Origin of the sequence: Thermococcus peptonophilus, assembly GCF_001592435.1 — an archaeon.
Classification (GTDB): Archaea; Methanobacteriota_B; Thermococci; order Thermococcales; family Thermococcaceae; genus Thermococcus; species Thermococcus peptonophilus.
On sequence record NZ_CP014750.1, the window covers coordinates 19,821 to 37,850 of the forward strand.

Genomic DNA, 18,030 nt, shown 5'->3' on the forward strand with positions numbered 1-18,030 from the left:
GTTGGGTTTTCTGCTTTTAACGTTCTCGCCGAGGAGCGGAAGTATTGAAACCAGAAGAAGGGCAGTTGCAACCGTGAAGTTCACGGTAAAACTAGCCCTTCCGTCAGAAAACCGCTGAGGAAGTTCCCAGCTATCGCACCCAGGGAGCTTATCATGTTGTAAGTTCCTATCAGTGCACCCCTCTCCTTAGGGGGAGCGAAGCGCGAGATTATCGAGGTCGTCGAGATTCCTATGTACGCCCAGGTGTAGCCCGCCAGGAAGTAAGATACAAAGGCAAAGAGCACAAAAACTTGGCCCTCAATTAGCGTGGATACCGCAAGGAGCGAGAAAGCAAATGCCCTAACTGAAAGCCCACGAATGAGGGCAAGGTAGCCCCCGCTCTTTTTGAGTTTCAGACCGACCCGCGTGTACATGAAGGCCGATATGGTGGAGTTCCCTATGCTCATGAGATAGAGGTGAGTGGCACCGAAGCCTCTCGACTTGAGGAGAACCGGGAACTGGGTGAAGTAGAGCATTGCCCCCACCCAGAACAGAAAGGATGAGAAGTAGAGCCTCCCAAAGCCCTTCGTAGAGAACCTCGGTAGGTGGGTTATCATGTTCGGAAGGTATCTGAACTTCTCAACGACATAGCCGGCGTAGACACCCAGGATTTTTCTGTCAATGTGAAGCGGAACTTCTCGTATTGTTTTCTTTCCCCATGGAAACGAGAGAAGCCCTATGACTCCGAGAGCAATGAAAGTTCCCCTAATTCCGAGCACGGGCGTCAAGAGCAGGCCCGCTATGAGACCAAGAACCCACGCCCAGCCGCCGATCTCGTTGAACTTCCCTATCGCGTAGTCCCAGTCCTCAAGGCGGAAGACCTTCGTTATTATGAGTATCGGAATTGGTATCGTCGCGGCTATGAAGAATGTGTAGGCCGCGTTTATGGCAATAACCTGGGAGACACTGTGAGCAAAAGCAAAGACGAGCGTGGCTATCGCAGTCCCCAGGAACCCAATGAGGAGGAATACCTTTCTCCTGTTGAGCCTGTCGCTGAGCTTCCCCCAGAAAAGGCCGCCGAGCATTGAGAATGTACTGCCCACTGCGTTGACTATCCCCACATCAGCCGGCCCGCCGCCGACGTTCATCGTGAGGAGTGGAATTAAAGGTGCAGCTCCGCCGGTGGCGAACCTTAAACGGGATAAAAGAATAGAACCACCTGCCGGGATCCGGCCGGTGCCGCATCTGGCGGCGCTTTTCAAGGGTCTTGAGGGTGGTCTTCTGTCTCTTTACCGGCCGACCTTTCATGGAAGCACCTCAAAAGGAGGAGAGTTCAGTAGTCTTCGTCCTCTTCCCAGTCCTCGTCCCAGTCTTCTTCGTCCTCCCAGTCTTCGTCCCACTCTTCCTCTTCTTCCCAGTCCTCGTCAAACTCTTCTTCCTCGTCCCAGTTCTCGTAGGCTTCTTCGACTGCTTCGAGAGGCTCGAACTCTTCTTCCTCTTCCTCAACCTTAGGCGGGACCTTCTTCTTGGGTGGGTAGTACATGCCGACCACCTCCCCTCCTACGAGGGGCGTCGGACATGGAGCTAAAGGGTTTATAAACTTTGCTGCGCTGATTAGCAGCATATCTTTTGCTTTCTGAAGGATTCAAGCTCGATTGTCTTTGTTAGGCAAAAATACTGCCTCTGAACGAGAGGAACGATTCCTAAGTCAGTAATGCTTCATAAGATGGGAAACAATGTCCATGAGCAGATAGTTGGCGGGAGCAATTTTAGACTGCTCTCTGTTATGCGATTTGATATGTAAGTTCAAGCTAAAATCTTAAAAGCACCGCCCCGGACTTACTCCGGTGGTTGAAATGGCGGAGGACACCAAGAAGCTTGAAGAACTCGCATACCAGTATCAGCTCCTTCAGGCTCAGGCTCAACTGCTCGCCCAGAACCTTGAGCTTCTGACTCTCGGAAAGAACGAATTCCAGGCGGTCAAGGAGACCCTCGAAGGCCTTAAGAAGGAGGAGGGTGCGGTCGAGATCCTTGTCCCCATTGGGGCTGGATCGTTCCTCAAGGGCAAAATCCTTGATGCCAAGAACGCGATAGTTAGCGTTGGGGCTGGCTACGCCGTCGAGAAGAGCCTTGATGACTCGATTGCGTATCTCGAAAAGCGCATAAAGGAGTACGAAGAGGCAATAGCAAAGACACAGGAAGCCCTTAAGAAGCTCGAAGTCCAGCTGGGGGATCTCGCCAAAAAGGCCCAGGAGATTCAGCAGAAGCAGGCAATGGGTTTCAGCGTCAAGAAGTGAAGAAAATGGCTCTCACTACAGTTTATTTTTGGCATACCACTCTACAGTCTTTTTCAGTCCCTCCTCGAGGGACCACTCTGGCTCGAAGCCCAGTTTTCTGATCTCGCTAATGTCGGCCCTGCTGTGCTTTATGTCGCCGGGCCTCGGTTTGTCGAAGACTATCGAGCTCGTAGTTCCTGTTATTTCGATTATCTTCATAGCGAGCTCAAGGATTGTAGTCTCTCTCCCTGTCGCGACGTTGAAAACCCCCCCATTGGCTTTTCTGCTTTCGGCTACCAGAAGGTTAGCCCTGACCACGTCCCTGACGTAGATGAAGTCCCTCGTCTGCTTTCCGTCGCCGAAGATGACCAAGGGTTCTCCTTTCAGCGCGCGGTTGATGAAGATGCTTATCACTCCTGCATACTGGTTGGCGCTCTGTCTAGGCCCAAAGACGTTGAAGTAGCGGAGGGAAACAACTGGCAGGCCGTAAAGCTCGTGGAAGACGCGGAGGTACTCCTCGGCGGTTGCTTTGGTTATGCCGTAGGGAGAGAGGGGCCGGGGTCTCTCCGTCTCCTTTAGCGGCAGGTGAGGATTGTCTCCATAGACAGCTGCAGAAGAGGCGAAAATGAGCTTCCCATGTCCTTCAAGAAGGGCCTTCAAGACGTTGAGCGTCCCGAGGACGTTCACCTCTTCTGTAAAAGCGGGATCGCGGATGCTCTCGACGACGCTCACCTGCGCCGCCTCGTGGAAGACGTAGTCAGCATTGCTTATCAGCTCGGCTGTGGCTTCATAGTCCCTTATGTCTGCCCTAACGAGCTTTGCTCCGGGCGGAACGTTTTCTTCTTTTCCAGTGTAGAGGTTATCAACGACTATTACGTCGTTGTCTTTTACCAGCTCCCAGGCAAGATGCGAGCCTATAAAACCCGCCCCCCCTGTGACGACAACTAACTTATTCCTGATCATGGTGAATGCCCTTTGGTTGTAAGCCCGTGGTCTCTTTTAATACTTTCTTTTCTTTAGCATGTCGATGAGGATTTTCTTTTCTGGGAGCTTGTCATAGCTTTGTGTAATGTATGCGAGGTCTTCCAGAACGAGCGCTACCTTATCTAGTGAGTCCTTTGTAACGTTCCACGGCGTAGCGTATCTGAACTCGACAACCTCTGCTAAGTCGTCAATAGTTAGTTGGGCAAGCGCTCTGCCATCTTCGCCCCTTACAGTAATAACCTTCTTATCTGGGAGGATCTCAATGCAGGCCGTAGTCATCACCATGTAAAAATTTTCACAAAAAGATTTAATGATTTCGTGAGGGGTCTGACAATTACATGTCAATACAGAAATCATTATAAACACCCTCTTGACTTAAATATGGGTAAGAGCCATGCCGAGCTACATCGTTGTTGGTGGTCAATGGGGAGATGAGGGCAAGGGTTCTGTTATAGCATACCTTGCCCTCAAGGACGAGCCCGAGGTTATAGCACGCGGCGGCGTCGGAACGAACGCAGGCCACAGCGTTTTCATCAATGGCAAGAAGTATGCTGTGAGGCAGCTCCCTACAGGTTTTATGCAGACCAAGGCGAGGCTTCTCGTCGGTGCTGGCGTTCTCGTTGATCCAGAGGTCTTCTTCCACGAGCTTGAACACCTAAAGGACTTCAACGTTGGGGAGAGAGTCGGGATAGATTACCGCTGTGCCATAATCGAGGAGAAGCACAAACAGCTTGACCGGAGCAACCACCACCTGCACGAGGAGATTGGAACTACCGGGAGCGGCTGCGGGCCGGCGAACGCCGACAGGGTCATGAGGAGGGCGAAGCTCGCAAGGGACATCAGGGAGCTTGAGCCGTACCTGACGGATGTTGCCGCGGAGATCAATGACGCCCTTGACGACGGAAAGCTCGTTCTCGTTGAGGGAACGCAGGGCTTCGGCCTGAGCCTCTACTACGGCACCTATCCTTACGTCACCTCCAAGGACACAACGGCCTCTGCCATTGCGAGCGACGTTGGAATCGGTCCAACGAGGGTGGATGACGTAATCGTCGTCTTCAAGAGCTTCCCTACGAGAGTTGGTGCAGGGCCGTTTCCGACGGAGATGTCCCAGGAAGAGGCCGAAAGGCTCGGTCTGATCGAGTACGGAACTGTCACTGGGAGAAGGAGGAGGGTAGGCTGGTTTGACTTTGAGTTCGCCCGCTACTCTGCGAGAATAAACGGCGCAACGATGCTCGCGATAACAATGCTCGACAAGTACGACAGGGGAGCCTTTGGTATCACAGACTATGACAAACTTCCGAGGAAGGCAAAGGAGTTCGTTGAGGAAATAGAGGAAAGGGTTGGTGTCCCGGTTGCCCTCATCAAGACTGGGCCGGAGCTAGAGCACGTTATCGACAGAAGAGAGAACATTTAGAGGAGAAACTCCAGGATCTTATCTTTGATCTCTTCTCTTTCAAGTTTCGCAATTTTCTCCAGAGAATGGTCTCTTTCAAGCCAGCGGATGAACTTATATCCAAGATAGTAACCCAAAAACTGCTTCCCAAAGAGCGTATACCACGAGCCGAAAAACGGGTTTAGGGGTTCGTTTTCCTTTATCCTTCTCAGGAATTCGGCCTTCAGGAGTCCCTCGTTCTCCTCACACCACTCGAACCATCCCTCCTCCTCTAGGTGCCATGGCCTTCCGAGTATTATGTCTTCAATTCGCTGGGCGAAGCCCTCTGTATAAAGCAAGAACATCTGCTCATCTTCAAGCATCTCTATGTTTTCTCCCCTCAAAAGCCAGTGAACCAAGTGGCCAAACTCGTGGACAGCTAGCCCATCAAGTTTGTTGTACCACTTAAGCTCGGATATTGCCTCCAAGCCGAAGAGAATCGAGGGCTTTCCCATAAATTCCGTTACCCAGCCGGCTCCGTTTTCAAGACCTATGTAGATAACCACGTTGTAGTCCTTCGGTTTGATTCCAAAAAGCTCCTCAATCTTTGTTTCCACCCTTGGAAGAACTTCAAGCAGCTTTTCGTGGGCAAGGATGAGCTCCTCCACTGCTCTTTTTGAGAGCACCTGCGTGAACTCCCTCCAGTTCATTCCATAGCGCTCGTAGTCCCCTCTGATTTTTTCAAAAAGCTCTGGATACTGTTTGATATACCTCAACCAACTATCTACGCTGCCGTCCCACTGTCTGAGAAAAGAGGAAAATGTGTCAATCAGCATTGTGTTCCTCCTTATCTCGTCCTAAACTACGCCGTAAGCGATCAACCACTCAACTATCGTCCTGTGGAACTCCTCCCCCCATTCTGGATCCCCAAAGATTTCATGGTATGCTCCTTCGAACTCCTTGATTTCCTTGTCCTTCACCTTGAGCTCCTCGAAGAGCTTCCTTGAGCCTTCGGGGGGTGTTATAACGTCGGCCGTACCCACAAGCAGGAGAATGGGTACTTTAATTCTGTCCGCTTCCCTGTGAGCCAGTTCCATGTTCTTGAAGATGCTCATTCCGAGCTTTGTTGAGATTCTGTCGTGGACGAGAGGGTCTTCGATGTAGCGCTTCACTGCATCCGGATTCCTTGAAAGGAGATTTGGGTCAATGCCGTTGGAGAGTGTCAGACTGGGGGCTATTCTTCCCAGAACCTTGGCGAGGGCAACCATAAAGCCCGGTGTTTTGGGGCTTTTGGCCAGGGCCGGGGAGGACGCGACGACGCCTCGTATCTTATCAGGTCTAGTCTCGGCATAGCGGATGACGGTCAAACCTCCGAGGCTGTGTCCGAAGAGGAAGGGCTTTTCACATAATTCTTCAATTATAGAATCAATTATTTCCATAGCCTCTTCGACGCTGGTGTGTCCCCTCTTTCCTCGGCTCTTCCCGTGTCCGGGCCAGTCGAAGGTGTAAACGGCAAAGCCAGCATCGTTGAGCATCGAGATGAGCTTTCCGTACCTCCCGCTGTGCTCCCCAAGGCCGTGGACGAGAACGACCCAGCCCCTCTCGGGGGCTCCAAACTTGGCTTTGTAGATTTCCATACCTCAAACCTCCAGCCATATTCTCTTGATAGGGAGCTTATCAAAATCCTCGTCCTCACTCACAATCGCCTGAAGGCCGTTGTTCTGAATCGTGGCCACATGGAGGGCATCTGAAGGGCGGAGGTCATACTCAAGAACGAGCTCTTTTGCAGTGAGATAATCAATAACAGTCAGCGGGAGGACGTTAACGTATGGGAGGACTTTTTCGTCTATGAACTGGATGGATGTTTCGTAGGGAACCTTGTACTTCTTTTTCGACACGTGGATGGCCTCGTCAAGCACCAGAGGGTTAGTGTAGAGCGTATGTTTCTCCACAAGATCCGCATAAAATTCCACGAGCCTTTTTGCTTCATCGGGGGTTTTTGTTAGCAGATACACCAGAAGGTTCGCGTCAACGAAAAGTTTCATTCTTCAATCCCCCAGACCTCGTCAAATTCGTCTTCAAGGCTCACTCCTTTGAGTTCCCCAAGTTTGGCGGGCTTCCCCTTTGCTCTTTTATACTTCCATTCCAGAAGTTCTTTTATCAGCTCCTCTTTACTTTTCTTGGGCATTATCACCAGTCCCCTATCCGTAGGCTCCACTATAACCTCCCCACCCTCTTTAATCCCGTAGGCCTCCCTGAAGACTTTGGGAATTACTATCTGGCCCTTTGGGCCGACCTTAAGGCGGATGCTAACCACTGGTATCACCAAGTATAACTTGGAGTTTAACTCATAAAAGGGTTGCGCCGCGAAGAAGGGGGAAAGGTCAAGAGGAGAACGGGCTTTCTTTGAGCTTCTCTTTGACAAAACGGACTATCTTCTCAACGTCATCCCTTATCGTGTCTGGCTCAGGCCTCATCTGGACGTAGAAGACGTTCGTCTTCGGTGTCAGTGCTACGTGTTTGATGTTCTCTGGCTTTGAGAAACTTTCCACGAAGGATTTAAGCTTCTCAACGTCCCGCTTCTTCTCAAACAATGCTTCGTACTTCTTGCCCGCTATCTCGATTTCCTCCCTCTGCAGTAGCTCAACGTTCTCGATGTCTGGCCTGAGCCTGTAGTAACCCTTCTGGATGAGGTGAGCCTCGCGCTTGATCTGGGCGAAGGGTTTGACGACTATAAAGAGCTTGTCGTGTCTGCTCGTGACCAATGAAATCGGGAAGTAGAGGATGCTGTGCCTTGGAAGGAGCGTGAGTGTGTATTCAAACTTCCTTATGTTGTCACGGTTTACCTTGTACTCCGCGCGGAAGCCAATGTAACCGCCGAGCCACGTGTAGTTTTCGTCCTCCGGCTTCACGACGTCCTTGATCATCCTTATGTAGTGCTCCATGAGGATCAGGTTCATCTTCCTTCCGCGGTAGTACTGGATCACGGATATCCCCGCCAGCACAAAGATTATCGTAAACAGGAGCTGATTGTCCATCTCAATCCTCCTCCGGATAGTATCTCGTAAGATTTCTGGCCTCGAGTATTTCAAGTTTTGGTACATCATCAAGGGCCTTAACCACATCTCTAACGATTCTCCACCTGACCGGCCAGCTGAGGGCGTTCTGGAACGGGTGCCGTATTCCCTCGGCGAGCCGGAGGTAAATTTTAACACCATCTTCGTCAACGGTAACCCTCTCAACGAGGCCCAGACTGACTATGTCCATCTCCGTTATGGGCTCCTTCACCCTGCGGAGTCTCTCATATATTTCCTCAGCGTTCACCTATTATCGCCCCTCCAAGTTCTCTGAGCCTCTCCACGCCGCGGGGCTCTTCGGGAAAGATGGGTATCTTCACGATGTCAACTCCTTTGAACTTTTCAGAGACCTCCCTCAGCACTCTCTCCTGCGCCTCCAGTTTGGCTTTCAGTTCCGGAACTTTCCCCTTCAGCTCGAAGACCTTGTTCATTACTATCATGTTGAACGGAATCCTGAACTTTTTGAGGCTCTCGTAGGCCCTCTCAGTTTCATACAGCGGGAGCATCTCGGGGTTCATAACGGCCACAACGCTCGTCTTATCCGGGTCAGTGAGGACACTCTCAACGAATGCTACTTCTTTCCTGTAGGCCTTTAGCTCCTTCATCACGGGGTCTTCCTCTTCCTTGGTGGGGAGCTTTATCCGCTCTCCTTCTACCACGAACTCCTGCTCGCCGTGGATGTTGGCTATCGCGGCCCTCCTCTCCAGAATTGCCCGCCGTATCTCGATGAGCTTGTCCGTCCAGATGAGTGATATCCTCGGGAGCGCGAGAACCCTGAGTGTCAGTCCCGTAGGGGGAGTGTCGAACACTATAACGTCCCATTCGTCACCCTTCATCAGTATCTCCTTTACAGCCTCCAGCGTTGCGTACTCCTCTATCCCCGGTGAAAAGCTGAGAACCTCGAAGTACTTTTCGAGGTTTATGACCGTCAGGTAGCGGTACATGTGCTTGAGGTTTTCCTCCAGGTGCTTCAGGTAGCTCTTTATCAGCTTTTCCATGTCCAGCTCGCTCGCGTAGAGATTCTCCGCTATCTTTTTTGGCTTATCTGAGAGCTTTTCCATGAGAACATCGCCGAGGTTGTGGGCAGGGTCTAAGGAGACTATCAGAGTTTTGTATCCCCTATCGGCGAGGGCAACAGCAGCTGCCGCAGAGCTTGTCGTCTTGCCGACTCCGCCTTTCCCTATGAAGAAAACAACACGGTAGTCTTTCTTCGGCAGGAAGAATTCTCGCATGGCCACCACCTCATGTGATTTCAAACATCCCCGCGAGCTCGCCGAGAATGTCGTCCATTTCAACGGCCCTTCTCTGCATCACGTACAGCTCGCGAGTCATGTGTGGGAGGAGCCTTATAACCAGAGTCGTTGGCGGACTCGGTATTCCTACGAATTCCCCCATGAGGGTGAGAGCGAAGACGTTCTCAAGCTCCCTAAGCTCAAACTCAAGGTATTCGGTTGAATTGTGCTTAAACGACTCTGCAAATCCTTTCAGGAACGCCCTTATATTCTCAAGGACTCTTTTCGGCATTTTTATTCCCCCTCAAACGCCTATCCATCCGGTTTTCAGGGAAACCTCTTTCTTGCTCTTCTGCTCCATCACGTACAGCTCTCTAATGACGTATGGAAGGAGCCTGTATGTAAGCCCGGTTGGAGGGTGGGGCAGGCCTACGTAATCTCCAAAGAGTATGAGCGCGAATATGTTTTCAAGCTCTTGCTCTTCCCATTTTATCCCCTGGATGTAGTACAGTTCAAATCCCCTGTGAAACTCCCAGAGGAAGCGGAGCGGGAGAGCGAGCTTTGAAACAATACCTCTGATTTTCCGCATCCCTTGTCCCTCAAAAAAGGTTAAAAATATGCAAAGAACTTCAGGCCGCGGCTGCAGCGTACTCCTCTTCCGGCCTCTTCCAGGCGATGTAGAAGTCCCAGGCGAGGAGGAAGTTCAGGAGCAGGCCGATGAGGAGCGAGCCTTTGACCGCTATAAGGGTGCTTCCGCTCAGCGGCACTACTGCTATGTACCAGATCAGTGCTGCAGTCACCGTTATCCAGAGGAAGAGTGCCGGTATCAGGACGGCCCAGGACCACTTGCCGGCCCTCTGAACCTTGGCGGCCCAAAGGGCTGCAGTCATCATTGCTATGCTGGCCAGGAGCTGGTTCATTCCTGCGAAAGCCGGCCAGAGGACTTTGTAACCTGCACCCCATGCGAGCCAAGTGCCGAGACCTGCTATGATTATTGAGGCAACCCACTTGTTGGTGATGAACTTCCACACACCCTGGCTCGTGTCGGCGACCATTCCGAAGAGCTCCTGCCAGGCGAACCTTCCAAGCCTTGTGGCGGTGTCGAGGGAGGTCAGTGTGAAGGCCGAGACCCAGAGGGTAGCGAATGTCTTTCCAAAGGTCTCGCTTACGCCGTAGAACTCGCTGACGCCCTTAGCGTAGCCCCCGATGAAGGTTCCAAGACCGCCCTTGGTGATGTACTCTGTTGCCCACTTGGCTGGCTCAAGCCCGGTAAGCTGGACACCGTAGACCGCTATGGCCGTTATGACAATGGTTGAGAGGAAGCCCTCTGTGAACATGCCGCCGTAGCCAACGAGGAGGCCGTGGATCTCGTTGTCAAGCTGCTTGCTTGAAGTTCCGGAACCAACGAGGGAGTGGAAGCCGCTGAGCGCACCACACGCTATTATAAGCGGCACCGTCGGCCAGAACGGTGAGGGAACGGCCTTCGTACCCTTGATTACGTACGCGCTCCAGGATGTAAACGCTGGTGCAGTGAAGTCCTTAGCGAGAAGTACAAAGGCTATGCCTCCGAAGAGCAGGCCGAACCAGAGGATGTATGCATTGAGGTAGTCCCTGGGCTGGAGGAGAATCCACACTGGGAGAGATGCGGCTACGATAATATAGACCAGCAGAATTATGTTCCAGTAGTGGTATGCGGTGGTATACGCAGCGGAGCTTGTGTCGGTCTGACCATTAACGAAGACAAGCGGGTGGTTGAGGCCGATCCAAACAGATATGGCCAGCAGCACAAGTCCTATTACCGTTGCCACTGTGAAGTTCATCTTCATCTTGTAGAGTAGCCATCCAAGAATCACTGCCACCAAGAGGAAGAGCAGAGTTGCAGTTGCTGCCTCAGGGGTTATTGTCAGGAGTTTGGCAGTTACTGCGACGAACGCAGCCACAACGAGCAGGAGGGTAAACCATATGTAGAGCTCGAATGCCACTCCCGTTCTCTTGCTCATGAGCTTTCCTGCGATCCACTGGACGGACTTACCATCGTAGCGAACCGATGACATCAATGCAAGGTAGTCATGGACGGCACCGATGAAGACGTTTCCGAACCAGACCCAGATCAGCCCTGGAAGCCAACCCCAGGCCATTGCCACCGCCGGGCCTACTATTGGTCCTGCACCGGCTATCGAAGCGAAGTGGTGCCCGTAGAGGACGAGCGGGTGTGCTGGAACGTAGTCAACGCCGTCGTAGAGCTTGTGGGCAGGCGTTGGCCTGTTGGGGTCGGCCTTAACGACCTTGTTCTGAAGGCTCTTACCGTAGGTGAAATACATGGCCACATATATTGCAGCGGCCAGCAGAACAATTACAGCCGAGTTCATCTCTGCACCTCCATTTGAGTTTTGCACTCTAATGTACATTTTCTGTACTTAAATGTCTTTCGGCAATGGGCTGAAGATATTTCGATTTTTAACTAGAAAGCATAAGAGCAACTCTTTAGTGCTTTGTTAGAACTTTTCCAAAGGGATAAAAACGAAAAGGGCAACCAAAAGTCATCCCATTTCTATTAGTGGGTCGCCGGTGTTTACGGTGTCGCCTTCTTTGACCAAGATTTTCTTTACCACACCGTCTTTCGGCGCTGGAATCTCGTTCTCCATCTTCATCGCTTCCAGAATGAGGAGTCCTTGCCCAGTCTTGACTTGCTCGCCTTCCTTCACGAGCACTCTCAGGATTTTCCCAGGCATTGGGGCTGTAACAACACCCTCACCAGCGGGCACTGGAGTGGAAGCTGGCGCTGCAGGAGCGGGGGCAGGAGTTGAAACCGGAGACGGAGAAGCAGGAACACTTGAGGCGGAACTCTTTTGTGGTGCAGGAGCGGTTGCTCCAGCGCTTGCTATCTGGGGCAGATATCTAAGCGCGCTCAAATCGATTCCCTCAATCCCGACCTCAAACTCAACACCGTCCACATAGAGTTTGAACTTCTGGGCGGTAGGCGGCACTTCTGGAGTCTTTCTTCCCTCTTTCCTCACATCGAAGAACTCCAGCGCAACCTGCGGGAAGAGGCAGTACGTCAGGACGTCTTCCTCCGTTGCGGTATATCCCTTCTCCTCAAGCTCCTTCCTGCACTTTTCAAGCATCGGCTCCAGAAGGTCGGCTGGCCTGACCGTTATGGGCTCTTCGTCGCCCAGGATTTTCTTCTTGACTTCAGGGTTTATCTCCGCCGGAGGCCTTCCGTAAAGTCCCTTCACGTAGTCCTTGACCTGCTGGGTTATCCTCTCGTACCTTCCAAAGAGGACATTGAGAACCGCCTGAGTGCCGACTATCTGGCTGGTAGGTGTGACGAGCGGCGGCCAGCCGAGGTCTTCCCTCACGCGGGGTATCTCCTCAAGGACTTCGTCGAGCTTATCCAGGGCGTTCATCTCCTTGAGCTGGCTTATGAGGTTAGAGAACATTCCACCCGGAACCTGGTACTTGAGGACGTAGGGGTTGACCATCAGCGCCTCTTTGTGGAGCAGTCCCCCGTACTTCTCCTCCAGGAGCTTCTTGAGGTAGCGCGAGACCTCGTGGATCAGCTCCCTGTCGATATATGACCCAACGGCCTCGGGGAGAGCGTGCCATATCGTCTGAATTCCCGGCTGCGCAGTACCGAATGCTAGGGGGCTTATTGCGGTGTCTATGAAGTCAGCCCCCGCTTCTACGGCCTTGAGGTAGGTGGCGACGGCCATTCCCGTAGTTGAGTGGGTGTGCACATTGACCGGAACACCGTAGGTCTCCTTTATCTCACTGACCAGTTCGTACGCCTTCCAAGGCGTCAGCAGGCCTGCCATATCCTTTATTGTTATGACATCCACGTCAAGGGCTAAAAGTTCCTCAACCTTCTTCATGTAGTACTCGAGTGTGAAAACCTTGCCTGTCGTGTATGCTATTGCCCCCTGAACCTCTGCTCCGACTTCTTTTGCCTTTCTTATCGCGACTTCCATGTTCCTGACGTCGTTGAGGGCATCGAAAACGCGGAAGATGTCTATTCCGTTCTTATGTGCGAGCTCGACGAACTTTTCGACGACATCGTCTGGGTAGTGGCGGTAGCCGACGAGGTTCTGGCCCCTGAGAAGCATCTGGAGCTTCGTCTTCTTTATGTGTTCCCTCAGGAGGCGGAGCCTCTCCCAGGGGTCTTCCCTCAGGTAGCGGATGCAGACGTCGAAGGTCGCCCCTCCCCAGACTTCCATTGAGTAGAAGCCGATTCTGTCCATTTTCTCCGCTATGGGGAGCATATCCTCTGTCCGAAGGCGCGTCGCTATTAGTGACTGGTGAGCATCCCTAAACGTCGTATCTATTATCTCCACCTTTCCCATTCTCCTCACCTTAGTTTTTATTTCTCATAGCAGTTTTTAATGTTGTCGGCTTTTGACGATGAAATTTTAGGCATTGAACGAGCAAAATAGTACTCCCGTGTCCCTTATGAAAACTGCTGAACATAAAGGAACATCAGAGTGATTATTTCATTGAAAAAGTGTCCAAATCAATGAAAAAAGATAGAACCGGGTCAAATTAGCCCCTCGGCCTTTGCAGCCTCTTCCGGATCCTCGTTTCTGTGGATAACTCTTATGAGGGCCTTTATCATCGGCTCCGGGTTCTCGCGCTGGAAGATGTTCCTTCCGACGACAGCTCCGGCCCCTCCAGCCTCGATGACCTCCCAAACAACATTTAGGAAGTCCAAGGGGTTCTCTGTCTTCGCTCCTCCGCTGAGGAGAACGGGAACGCCAGCGGCGGCATCAACGACCTTGGCGAAGGTCTCCTTTGATCCCGTCCAGTAGGTCTTTATCATGTCGGCCCCGGTCTCAGCCGCGGCCCTTGCACCGTACATGACGACGCGGTAGTCCTCCTTTCTGCCGTACTTCTCGTTGATGTACGGACCCCTTGGATAAGCGAACTGAACCACCGGGAAGCCGAGGTCGTGGGCGTAGCTCGCTATCTCCGCGAACTGGCGCATCATAACGTCCTCCTGCGGTGAGCCCCAGTAAACGGTTGCCGCTATCGCATCGGCACCGAGCTTTATCGCGTCATCAACAAAACCCAGCTGGCTCTGGAGGAGCTGTTCTTCCTTCGGCCTGAGGTTGGTCTTGCTGGTGAGCTTTACCATAAGACCCCTATCCGACTTGACCTCATCGCCGGCCATCCTGACGATACCTGGAAGCATCATGACGCCGTCAATGCCTGCCCTAACAACTTTTCTAATGATAATCCTCGGGTTAATGTGCTCCCAGACGGGCTCGAAATCAGTCGGCCCGTGCTCGAAGCCGTGGTCCATAGCGAATATCAAAGCCCTCCCGTCCCTGCGGAAGAACCTCTTAAGCCTTCTCCTAATACCAACGCTCTGGTATGCGTCCATACTAATCACCGAGAGTGATATATTAAAGGGGAATTTAAGGTTTTCCATCGTTAACGGTTTAAACTCATTGATCAACTGGAAGGCATGAAATGGAAAATCCTCCGCCTTAGTGAAGTTGACTCGACCAACGAGTACGCGAAGGGGCTCATTCCAGATGCTCCTGAAGGAACCGTTGTGGTTGCGAAGAGACAGACAGCTGGTAGAGGAAGAAAGGGCCGCTCTTGGGCTTCTCCGAAGGGCGGTCTGTGGATGAGCGTTCTCCTGAAACCCCCCAAGATTGACCCGAGGCTCGTCTTCGTGGGTGCTCTGGCCGTTGCGGACACGCTGGGAGACTTCGGCATTGAGGCATGGATAAAGTGGCCTAACGACGTTTGGGTTGGAAACAGGAAAATTTCCGGGGTTCTGACCGAAGTGAAGAGGGGCTACGTGATAATGGGCATTGGCCTCAACGTGAACAACGAGATACCTGAGGAACTGGAGGGTAGTGCAACTTCCATGAGAGACATCCTGGGCAGATCTGTTGGCATTGAAGAAGTCTTAAAAAGGCTGCTTGAGCATCTCGGCCGCTGGTATAAGACATTTCTTGAAAATCCCTATTTAGTTGTTGAGGAAATTCGCAAGAGGACGATACTAATCGGGAAGGAAGTAAGAGTCCTGCGCGATGATAATGACCTTGTTGGCAGGATAATTAACATATCAGATGACGGCTCACTTCTTTTGGACGTTGATGGTCAGACAGTTAAAGTAGTGTATGGTGATGTATCGGTTAGAATTAACCGGTAAGTTTTGACTTTTTGACAATTTTTCTGGAGCAATCCTAATAAACTTCCTTTTCTAATTGGGCTATGCTGGCAATAAGCCAGCCAATAAGGGGGTGAAAGAATGGGAAAAAGCCTTTTGAGGCGGTATCTCGACTATCCGGTTCTGTGGAAAATTCTCTGGGGTCTGGTTCTCGGTGCCGTCTTCGGCCTGATAGCAGGGCATTTCGGCTATGCAGAGGCTGTGAAGACCTATATCAAGCCCTTCGGTGACCTATTTGTCAGACTGCTGAAGATGCTCGTGATGCCAATAGTTCTAGCGTCGCTTGTCGTCGGTGCGGCAAGCATCAGTCCAGCGCGCCTCGGTCGCGTCGGCCTCAAGATAGTCGTCTATTACCTCGTTACCTCTGCCATGGCTGTTCTCTTCGGTCTCATCGTTGGCAGGCTCTTCAACGTCGGTGCCAACGTGCACCTCGGCACCGGCACGGGGAAAGCCATAGAGGCTAAGTCGCCCTCACTCGTCCAGACGCTCTTAAACATAGTCCCAACGAACCCGTTCGCTTCCCTTGCCAAGGGCGAAGTCCTTCCCGTAATATTCTTTGCAATAATCCTCGGAATAGCGATAACCTACCTGATGAACAGGGACGAGGAGAGAGTTAGAAAGTCAGCCGAAACCCTCCTGAGGGTCTTTGATGGCCTAGCCGAGGCAATGTACCTTATAGTAGGAGGAGTAATGCAGTACGCACCGATAGGCGTCTTCGCTCTCATCGCCTACGTCATGGCCGAGCAGGGCGTCAAGGTCGTCGGACCGCTTGCGAAGGTCGTTGGGGCGGTATACACTGGTCTCTTCCTCCAGATAGTCATCACATACTTCATCCTTCTGAAGGTCTTCGGTATTGACCCGATCAGGTTCATTAAAAAGGCTAAGGACGCCATGATCACAGCATTCGTTACGAGGAGCTCAAGCGGAACCCTCCCGGTTACAATGCGCGTCGCCGAGGAAGAGATGGGCGTTGACAAGGGCATATTCTCTTTCACCCTACCGCTCGGTGCGACAATAAACATGGACGGTACTGCCCTCTACCAAGGTGTTACGGTTCTCTTCGTCGCCAACGCTATAGGACACCCACTTACGCTCGGCCAGCAGCTTGTCGTCGTCCTAACGGCAGTTTTGGCTTCAATAGGAACCGCAGGTGTTCCCGGCGCTGGTGCAATAATGCTCGCAATGGTCCTCCAGAGCGTCGGCCTCGATCTTACCGCTGGAAGCCCTGTAGCGCTCGCCTACGCCATGATACTCGGCATCGATGCTATCCTCGACATGGGCAGGACGATGGTCAACGTTACTGGTGACCTCACGGGAACCGTTATCGTAGCAAAGACCGAGAACGAGCTGGACGAGAGCAAGTGGCATTAAACTAATGGTTGTTTTCCTTTATCCCATTTCTGGTCTCTTCTTCACTCTCACGGATCTGGGCAAAGGTTATATACTCTCCCGGGTTTCCCCTCTGGAGAATGCATGGAGGTAATGGCATGAGAAAGTTTGGATTTTTGATGGTTTTCCTTGTCCTCTTCGGACTTCTCGCGGGTGCGGTCTCCGCAGGGGAGGACTACAAAGAGGTTCAGAAGAGCGAATACATTGTTGGATGGGACGGCAGTGCGAACGTGACCCTCCAGACTATCTTCTACAGCCCAGAGGACATGGTGAACGCGACCAAGAAGAGCATACTTGAAATGGGTATCGAGAACGCAACGAAAATGTTCGTTGCCCAGAAAGTCCAGGCACTGGCAGGCCTCGGGCTTACCCTGGAGAACGCCACCGGTGAGATAATCGGCTACAACACCACAGGGCCGCTCACGACCGTTGTAAGGGGCAGACTGGTGAACTTTGCGAGGTACTACTCCTACGACGGTGTTTGGGAAATAACACTCGATGCGCTTAGGATTTCTGACCTGGTTAGAATAAACCCTGCCGCAGTTAACGGCTCAATCTACCTTGAGAACTACTTTACGATAACCCTCCCCGAAGGGGCCGTCATTAAAAACCTCACCAGAGGATTTGACGTTGAATCAAACGGGAGCTACATAAAGCTGGAGACTGAGAGCTCTGGCAGGGTTATCAACGTTCACTCCGTCATCTATCTGAAGGAAGGTATCTCCCAGGACAGCCTCAAGGTTCTCTACTCAAAGCTTCAGCCAGTTGTGATAGCCTATACCGGAAAGGAGGGGAGCGAAAACTACACCACCTGGAACATGGTAATCAGGAACAACATCACCGTCAGGGAAAACGAGACGATCCTCGATACTGTCGAGGAGTACATAGAGCCCGCGGACTACGTGAACTACCTGAAGGTTCAGTTCATCAGTGGGGGAGTCCAGAACGCGGAGCAGTCCCTCTACCAGAGGTACTTCCAGCAGTTCCAGGCTGAGGGAATACAGGTCATAGGTGGGAACGTTAGAATCCTCAACCTCAACTCAACCGGCCCCCTTGTCGTTAAGTACCACTGGGTTCTCCAGGGTCTTGTAAAGAGGGCCAACGACAGCTACGTCTATGTTTACAACCCGAAACTTGAACTCGGAACCCTCGACTTCCCATACAGGTTGAACGCCGAAGTCAACGAGACGAAGATAACCAGAATAATCCTACCCGAGGGCTATCACTTCACTTCCATTCCCAGCGACATCTCTGTGAGCTCCAAGGCTGGATCGGTCACAATGAAAATAGAGAACGTTAGCGAGAGGGAAGTTGTGATAACCAGCAACGTCCTCCTCCGCTACGGCGTTCCGGCCGAGGACTACAAAGACCTAATGGCGAAGGTGCCCGATAAGGTCGAGTTCAGGTATGTAAACGACGTTGAAGCGGGCTCAAAGAGCACCTGTGGTCCAGCTTTCCTCGTCGGCCTTGCCGTCGTGCCGCTCCTCCTCAGAAGGAGGAAGTGAAAGCTTTTCGCTTTTGGTTTTCCTCTTCTTTCCTTTCG

The 18,030-nt window shown here is 52.1% G+C and carries 21 protein-coding genes; 5 read left to right on the forward strand and 16 right to left on the reverse strand.

Annotated features, from left to right (window positions below; genetic code table 11):
• Positions 1-80: 80 nt before the first annotated feature.
• Both A0127_RS00090 and A0127_RS00095 read right to left on the reverse strand, forming a co-directional pair.
• The gene (locus tag A0127_RS00090; RefSeq protein WP_231855767.1) at positions 81-1,127 is read right to left on the reverse strand and encodes an MFS transporter; all 1,047 of its coding nucleotides are present in this window, start codon (positions 1,125-1,127) and stop codon (positions 81-83) included.
• 185 nt (positions 1,128-1,312) lie between these two features.
• Positions 1,313-1,522 (reverse strand): hypothetical protein, encoded by a 210-nt coding sequence (locus A0127_RS00095; RefSeq protein ID WP_054841524.1) that lies wholly within the window; start codon positions 1,520-1,522, stop codon positions 1,313-1,315.
• A 313-nt stretch (positions 1,523-1,835) separates the two neighbouring features.
• On the opposite strand from A0127_RS00095, the gene pfdA reads away from it, so the two are divergent.
• Positions 1,836-2,276, forward strand: coding sequence for a prefoldin subunit alpha (gene pfdA / locus A0127_RS00100; protein ID WP_062386241.1), 441 nt, complete (start codon positions 1,836-1,838; stop codon positions 2,274-2,276).
• A 15-nt stretch (positions 2,277-2,291) separates the two neighbouring features.
• On the opposite strand, the gene A0127_RS00105 is transcribed toward pfdA, so the two are convergent.
• Both A0127_RS00105 and A0127_RS00110 read right to left on the reverse strand, forming a co-directional pair.
• Positions 2,292-3,218 carry an SDR family oxidoreductase gene (locus tag A0127_RS00105; protein ID WP_062386244.1) on the reverse strand — a complete coding sequence of 309 codons (927 nt, stop codon included), beginning with the start codon at positions 3,216-3,218 and terminating at the stop codon, positions 2,292-2,294.
• A 36-nt stretch (positions 3,219-3,254) separates the two neighbouring features.
• Entirely contained in the window at positions 3,255-3,524 is a 270-nt protein-coding gene (locus A0127_RS00110) for a hypothetical protein (RefSeq protein ID WP_062390792.1), read from the reverse strand.
• Positions 3,525-3,633: 109 nt separating this feature from the next.
• On the opposite strand from A0127_RS00110, the gene A0127_RS00115 reads away from it, so the two are divergent.
• Positions 3,634-4,653, forward strand: coding sequence for an adenylosuccinate synthetase (locus A0127_RS00115; RefSeq protein WP_062386248.1), 1,020 nt, complete (start codon positions 3,634-3,636; stop codon positions 4,651-4,653).
• Here A0127_RS00115 and A0127_RS00120 read toward each other — a convergent pair.
• The 12 genes from A0127_RS00120 to fba form a co-directional block, all read right to left on the reverse strand.
• Entirely contained in the window at positions 4,650-5,447 is a 798-nt protein-coding gene (locus tag A0127_RS00120) for a hypothetical protein (protein ID WP_062386252.1), read from the reverse strand. The genes A0127_RS00115 and A0127_RS00120 overlap by 4 nt on opposite strands.
• 21 nt (positions 5,448-5,468) lie before the next feature.
• Positions 5,469-6,248: an alpha/beta hydrolase gene (locus tag A0127_RS00125; RefSeq protein WP_062386256.1), complete on the reverse strand. Its 780-nt coding sequence runs from the start codon at positions 6,246-6,248 to the stop codon at positions 5,469-5,471.
• 3 nt (positions 6,249-6,251) lie between these two features.
• Positions 6,252-6,656 carry a type II toxin-antitoxin system VapC family toxin gene (locus tag A0127_RS00130; RefSeq protein ID WP_054841520.1) on the reverse strand — a complete coding sequence of 135 codons (405 nt, stop codon included), beginning with the start codon at positions 6,654-6,656 and terminating at the stop codon, positions 6,252-6,254.
• Positions 6,653-6,937 carry an AbrB/MazE/SpoVT family DNA-binding domain-containing protein gene (locus A0127_RS00135; protein WP_231855768.1) on the reverse strand — a complete coding sequence of 95 codons (285 nt, stop codon included), beginning with the start codon at positions 6,935-6,937 and terminating at the stop codon, positions 6,653-6,655. Before A0127_RS00135 ends, A0127_RS00130 begins: the two co-directional genes overlap by 4 nt.
• Positions 6,938-6,995: 58 nt before the next feature.
• Positions 6,996-7,649, reverse strand: a complete 654-nt coding sequence (locus A0127_RS00140; RefSeq protein WP_062386263.1) for a hypothetical protein — start codon at positions 7,647-7,649, stop codon at positions 6,996-6,998.
• A 1-nt stretch (position 7,650) separates the two neighbouring features.
• Positions 7,651-7,935, reverse strand: a complete 285-nt coding sequence (locus tag A0127_RS00145) for an iron-sulfur cluster assembly protein (RefSeq protein ID WP_054841518.1) — start codon at positions 7,933-7,935, stop codon at positions 7,651-7,653.
• Positions 7,925-8,920 (reverse strand): ArsA family ATPase, encoded by a 996-nt coding sequence (locus A0127_RS00150; RefSeq protein WP_062386266.1) that lies wholly within the window; start codon positions 8,918-8,920, stop codon positions 7,925-7,927. The genes A0127_RS00145 and A0127_RS00150 overlap by 11 nt, the downstream gene beginning before the upstream one ends.
• Before the next feature lie 10 nt (positions 8,921-8,930).
• Positions 8,931-9,212: a hypothetical protein gene (locus A0127_RS00155; protein WP_062386270.1), complete on the reverse strand. Its 282-nt coding sequence runs from the start codon at positions 9,210-9,212 to the stop codon at positions 8,931-8,933.
• Between the two features lie 12 nt (positions 9,213-9,224).
• Positions 9,225-9,509 carry a hypothetical protein gene (locus A0127_RS00160; protein WP_062386274.1) on the reverse strand — a complete coding sequence of 95 codons (285 nt, stop codon included), beginning with the start codon at positions 9,507-9,509 and terminating at the stop codon, positions 9,225-9,227.
• A 40-nt stretch (positions 9,510-9,549) separates the two neighbouring features.
• On the reverse strand, positions 9,550-11,289 hold the full coding sequence (locus tag A0127_RS00165; protein ID WP_062386279.1) for a carbon starvation CstA family protein: 1,740 nt from the start codon (positions 11,287-11,289) through the stop codon (positions 9,550-9,552).
• A 171-nt stretch (positions 11,290-11,460) separates the two neighbouring features.
• On the reverse strand, positions 11,461-13,260 hold the full coding sequence (gene oadA, locus A0127_RS00170) for a sodium-extruding oxaloacetate decarboxylase subunit alpha (protein ID WP_062386281.1): 1,800 nt from the start codon (positions 13,258-13,260) through the stop codon (positions 11,461-11,463).
• A 191-nt stretch (positions 13,261-13,451) separates the two neighbouring features.
• A complete protein-coding gene (gene fba / locus A0127_RS00175; RefSeq protein WP_062386284.1) occupies positions 13,452-14,297 on the reverse strand; it encodes a class I fructose-bisphosphate aldolase in 846 nt (281 codons plus the stop codon).
• Positions 14,298-14,381: 84 nt separating this feature from the next.
• On the opposite strand from fba, the gene A0127_RS00180 reads away from it, so the two are divergent.
• The 3 genes from A0127_RS00180 (at position 14,382) to A0127_RS00190 (ending at position 17,992) form a co-directional block, all read left to right on the forward strand.
• Positions 14,382-15,080, forward strand: a complete 699-nt coding sequence (locus A0127_RS00180; RefSeq protein WP_062386287.1) for a biotin--[acetyl-CoA-carboxylase] ligase — start codon at positions 14,382-14,384, stop codon at positions 15,078-15,080.
• 99 nt (positions 15,081-15,179) lie between these two features.
• Positions 15,180-16,469, forward strand: coding sequence for a dicarboxylate/amino acid:cation symporter (locus tag A0127_RS00185; protein WP_062386290.1), 1,290 nt, complete (start codon positions 15,180-15,182; stop codon positions 16,467-16,469).
• Positions 16,470-16,585: 116 nt separating this feature from the next.
• Complete coding sequence (locus tag A0127_RS00190; RefSeq protein ID WP_062386293.1) at positions 16,586-17,992, forward strand: CGP-CTERM sorting domain-containing protein; 1,407 nt, start codon at positions 16,586-16,588, stop codon at positions 17,990-17,992.
• The last annotated feature ends 38 nt before the right edge of the window (positions 17,993-18,030 follow it).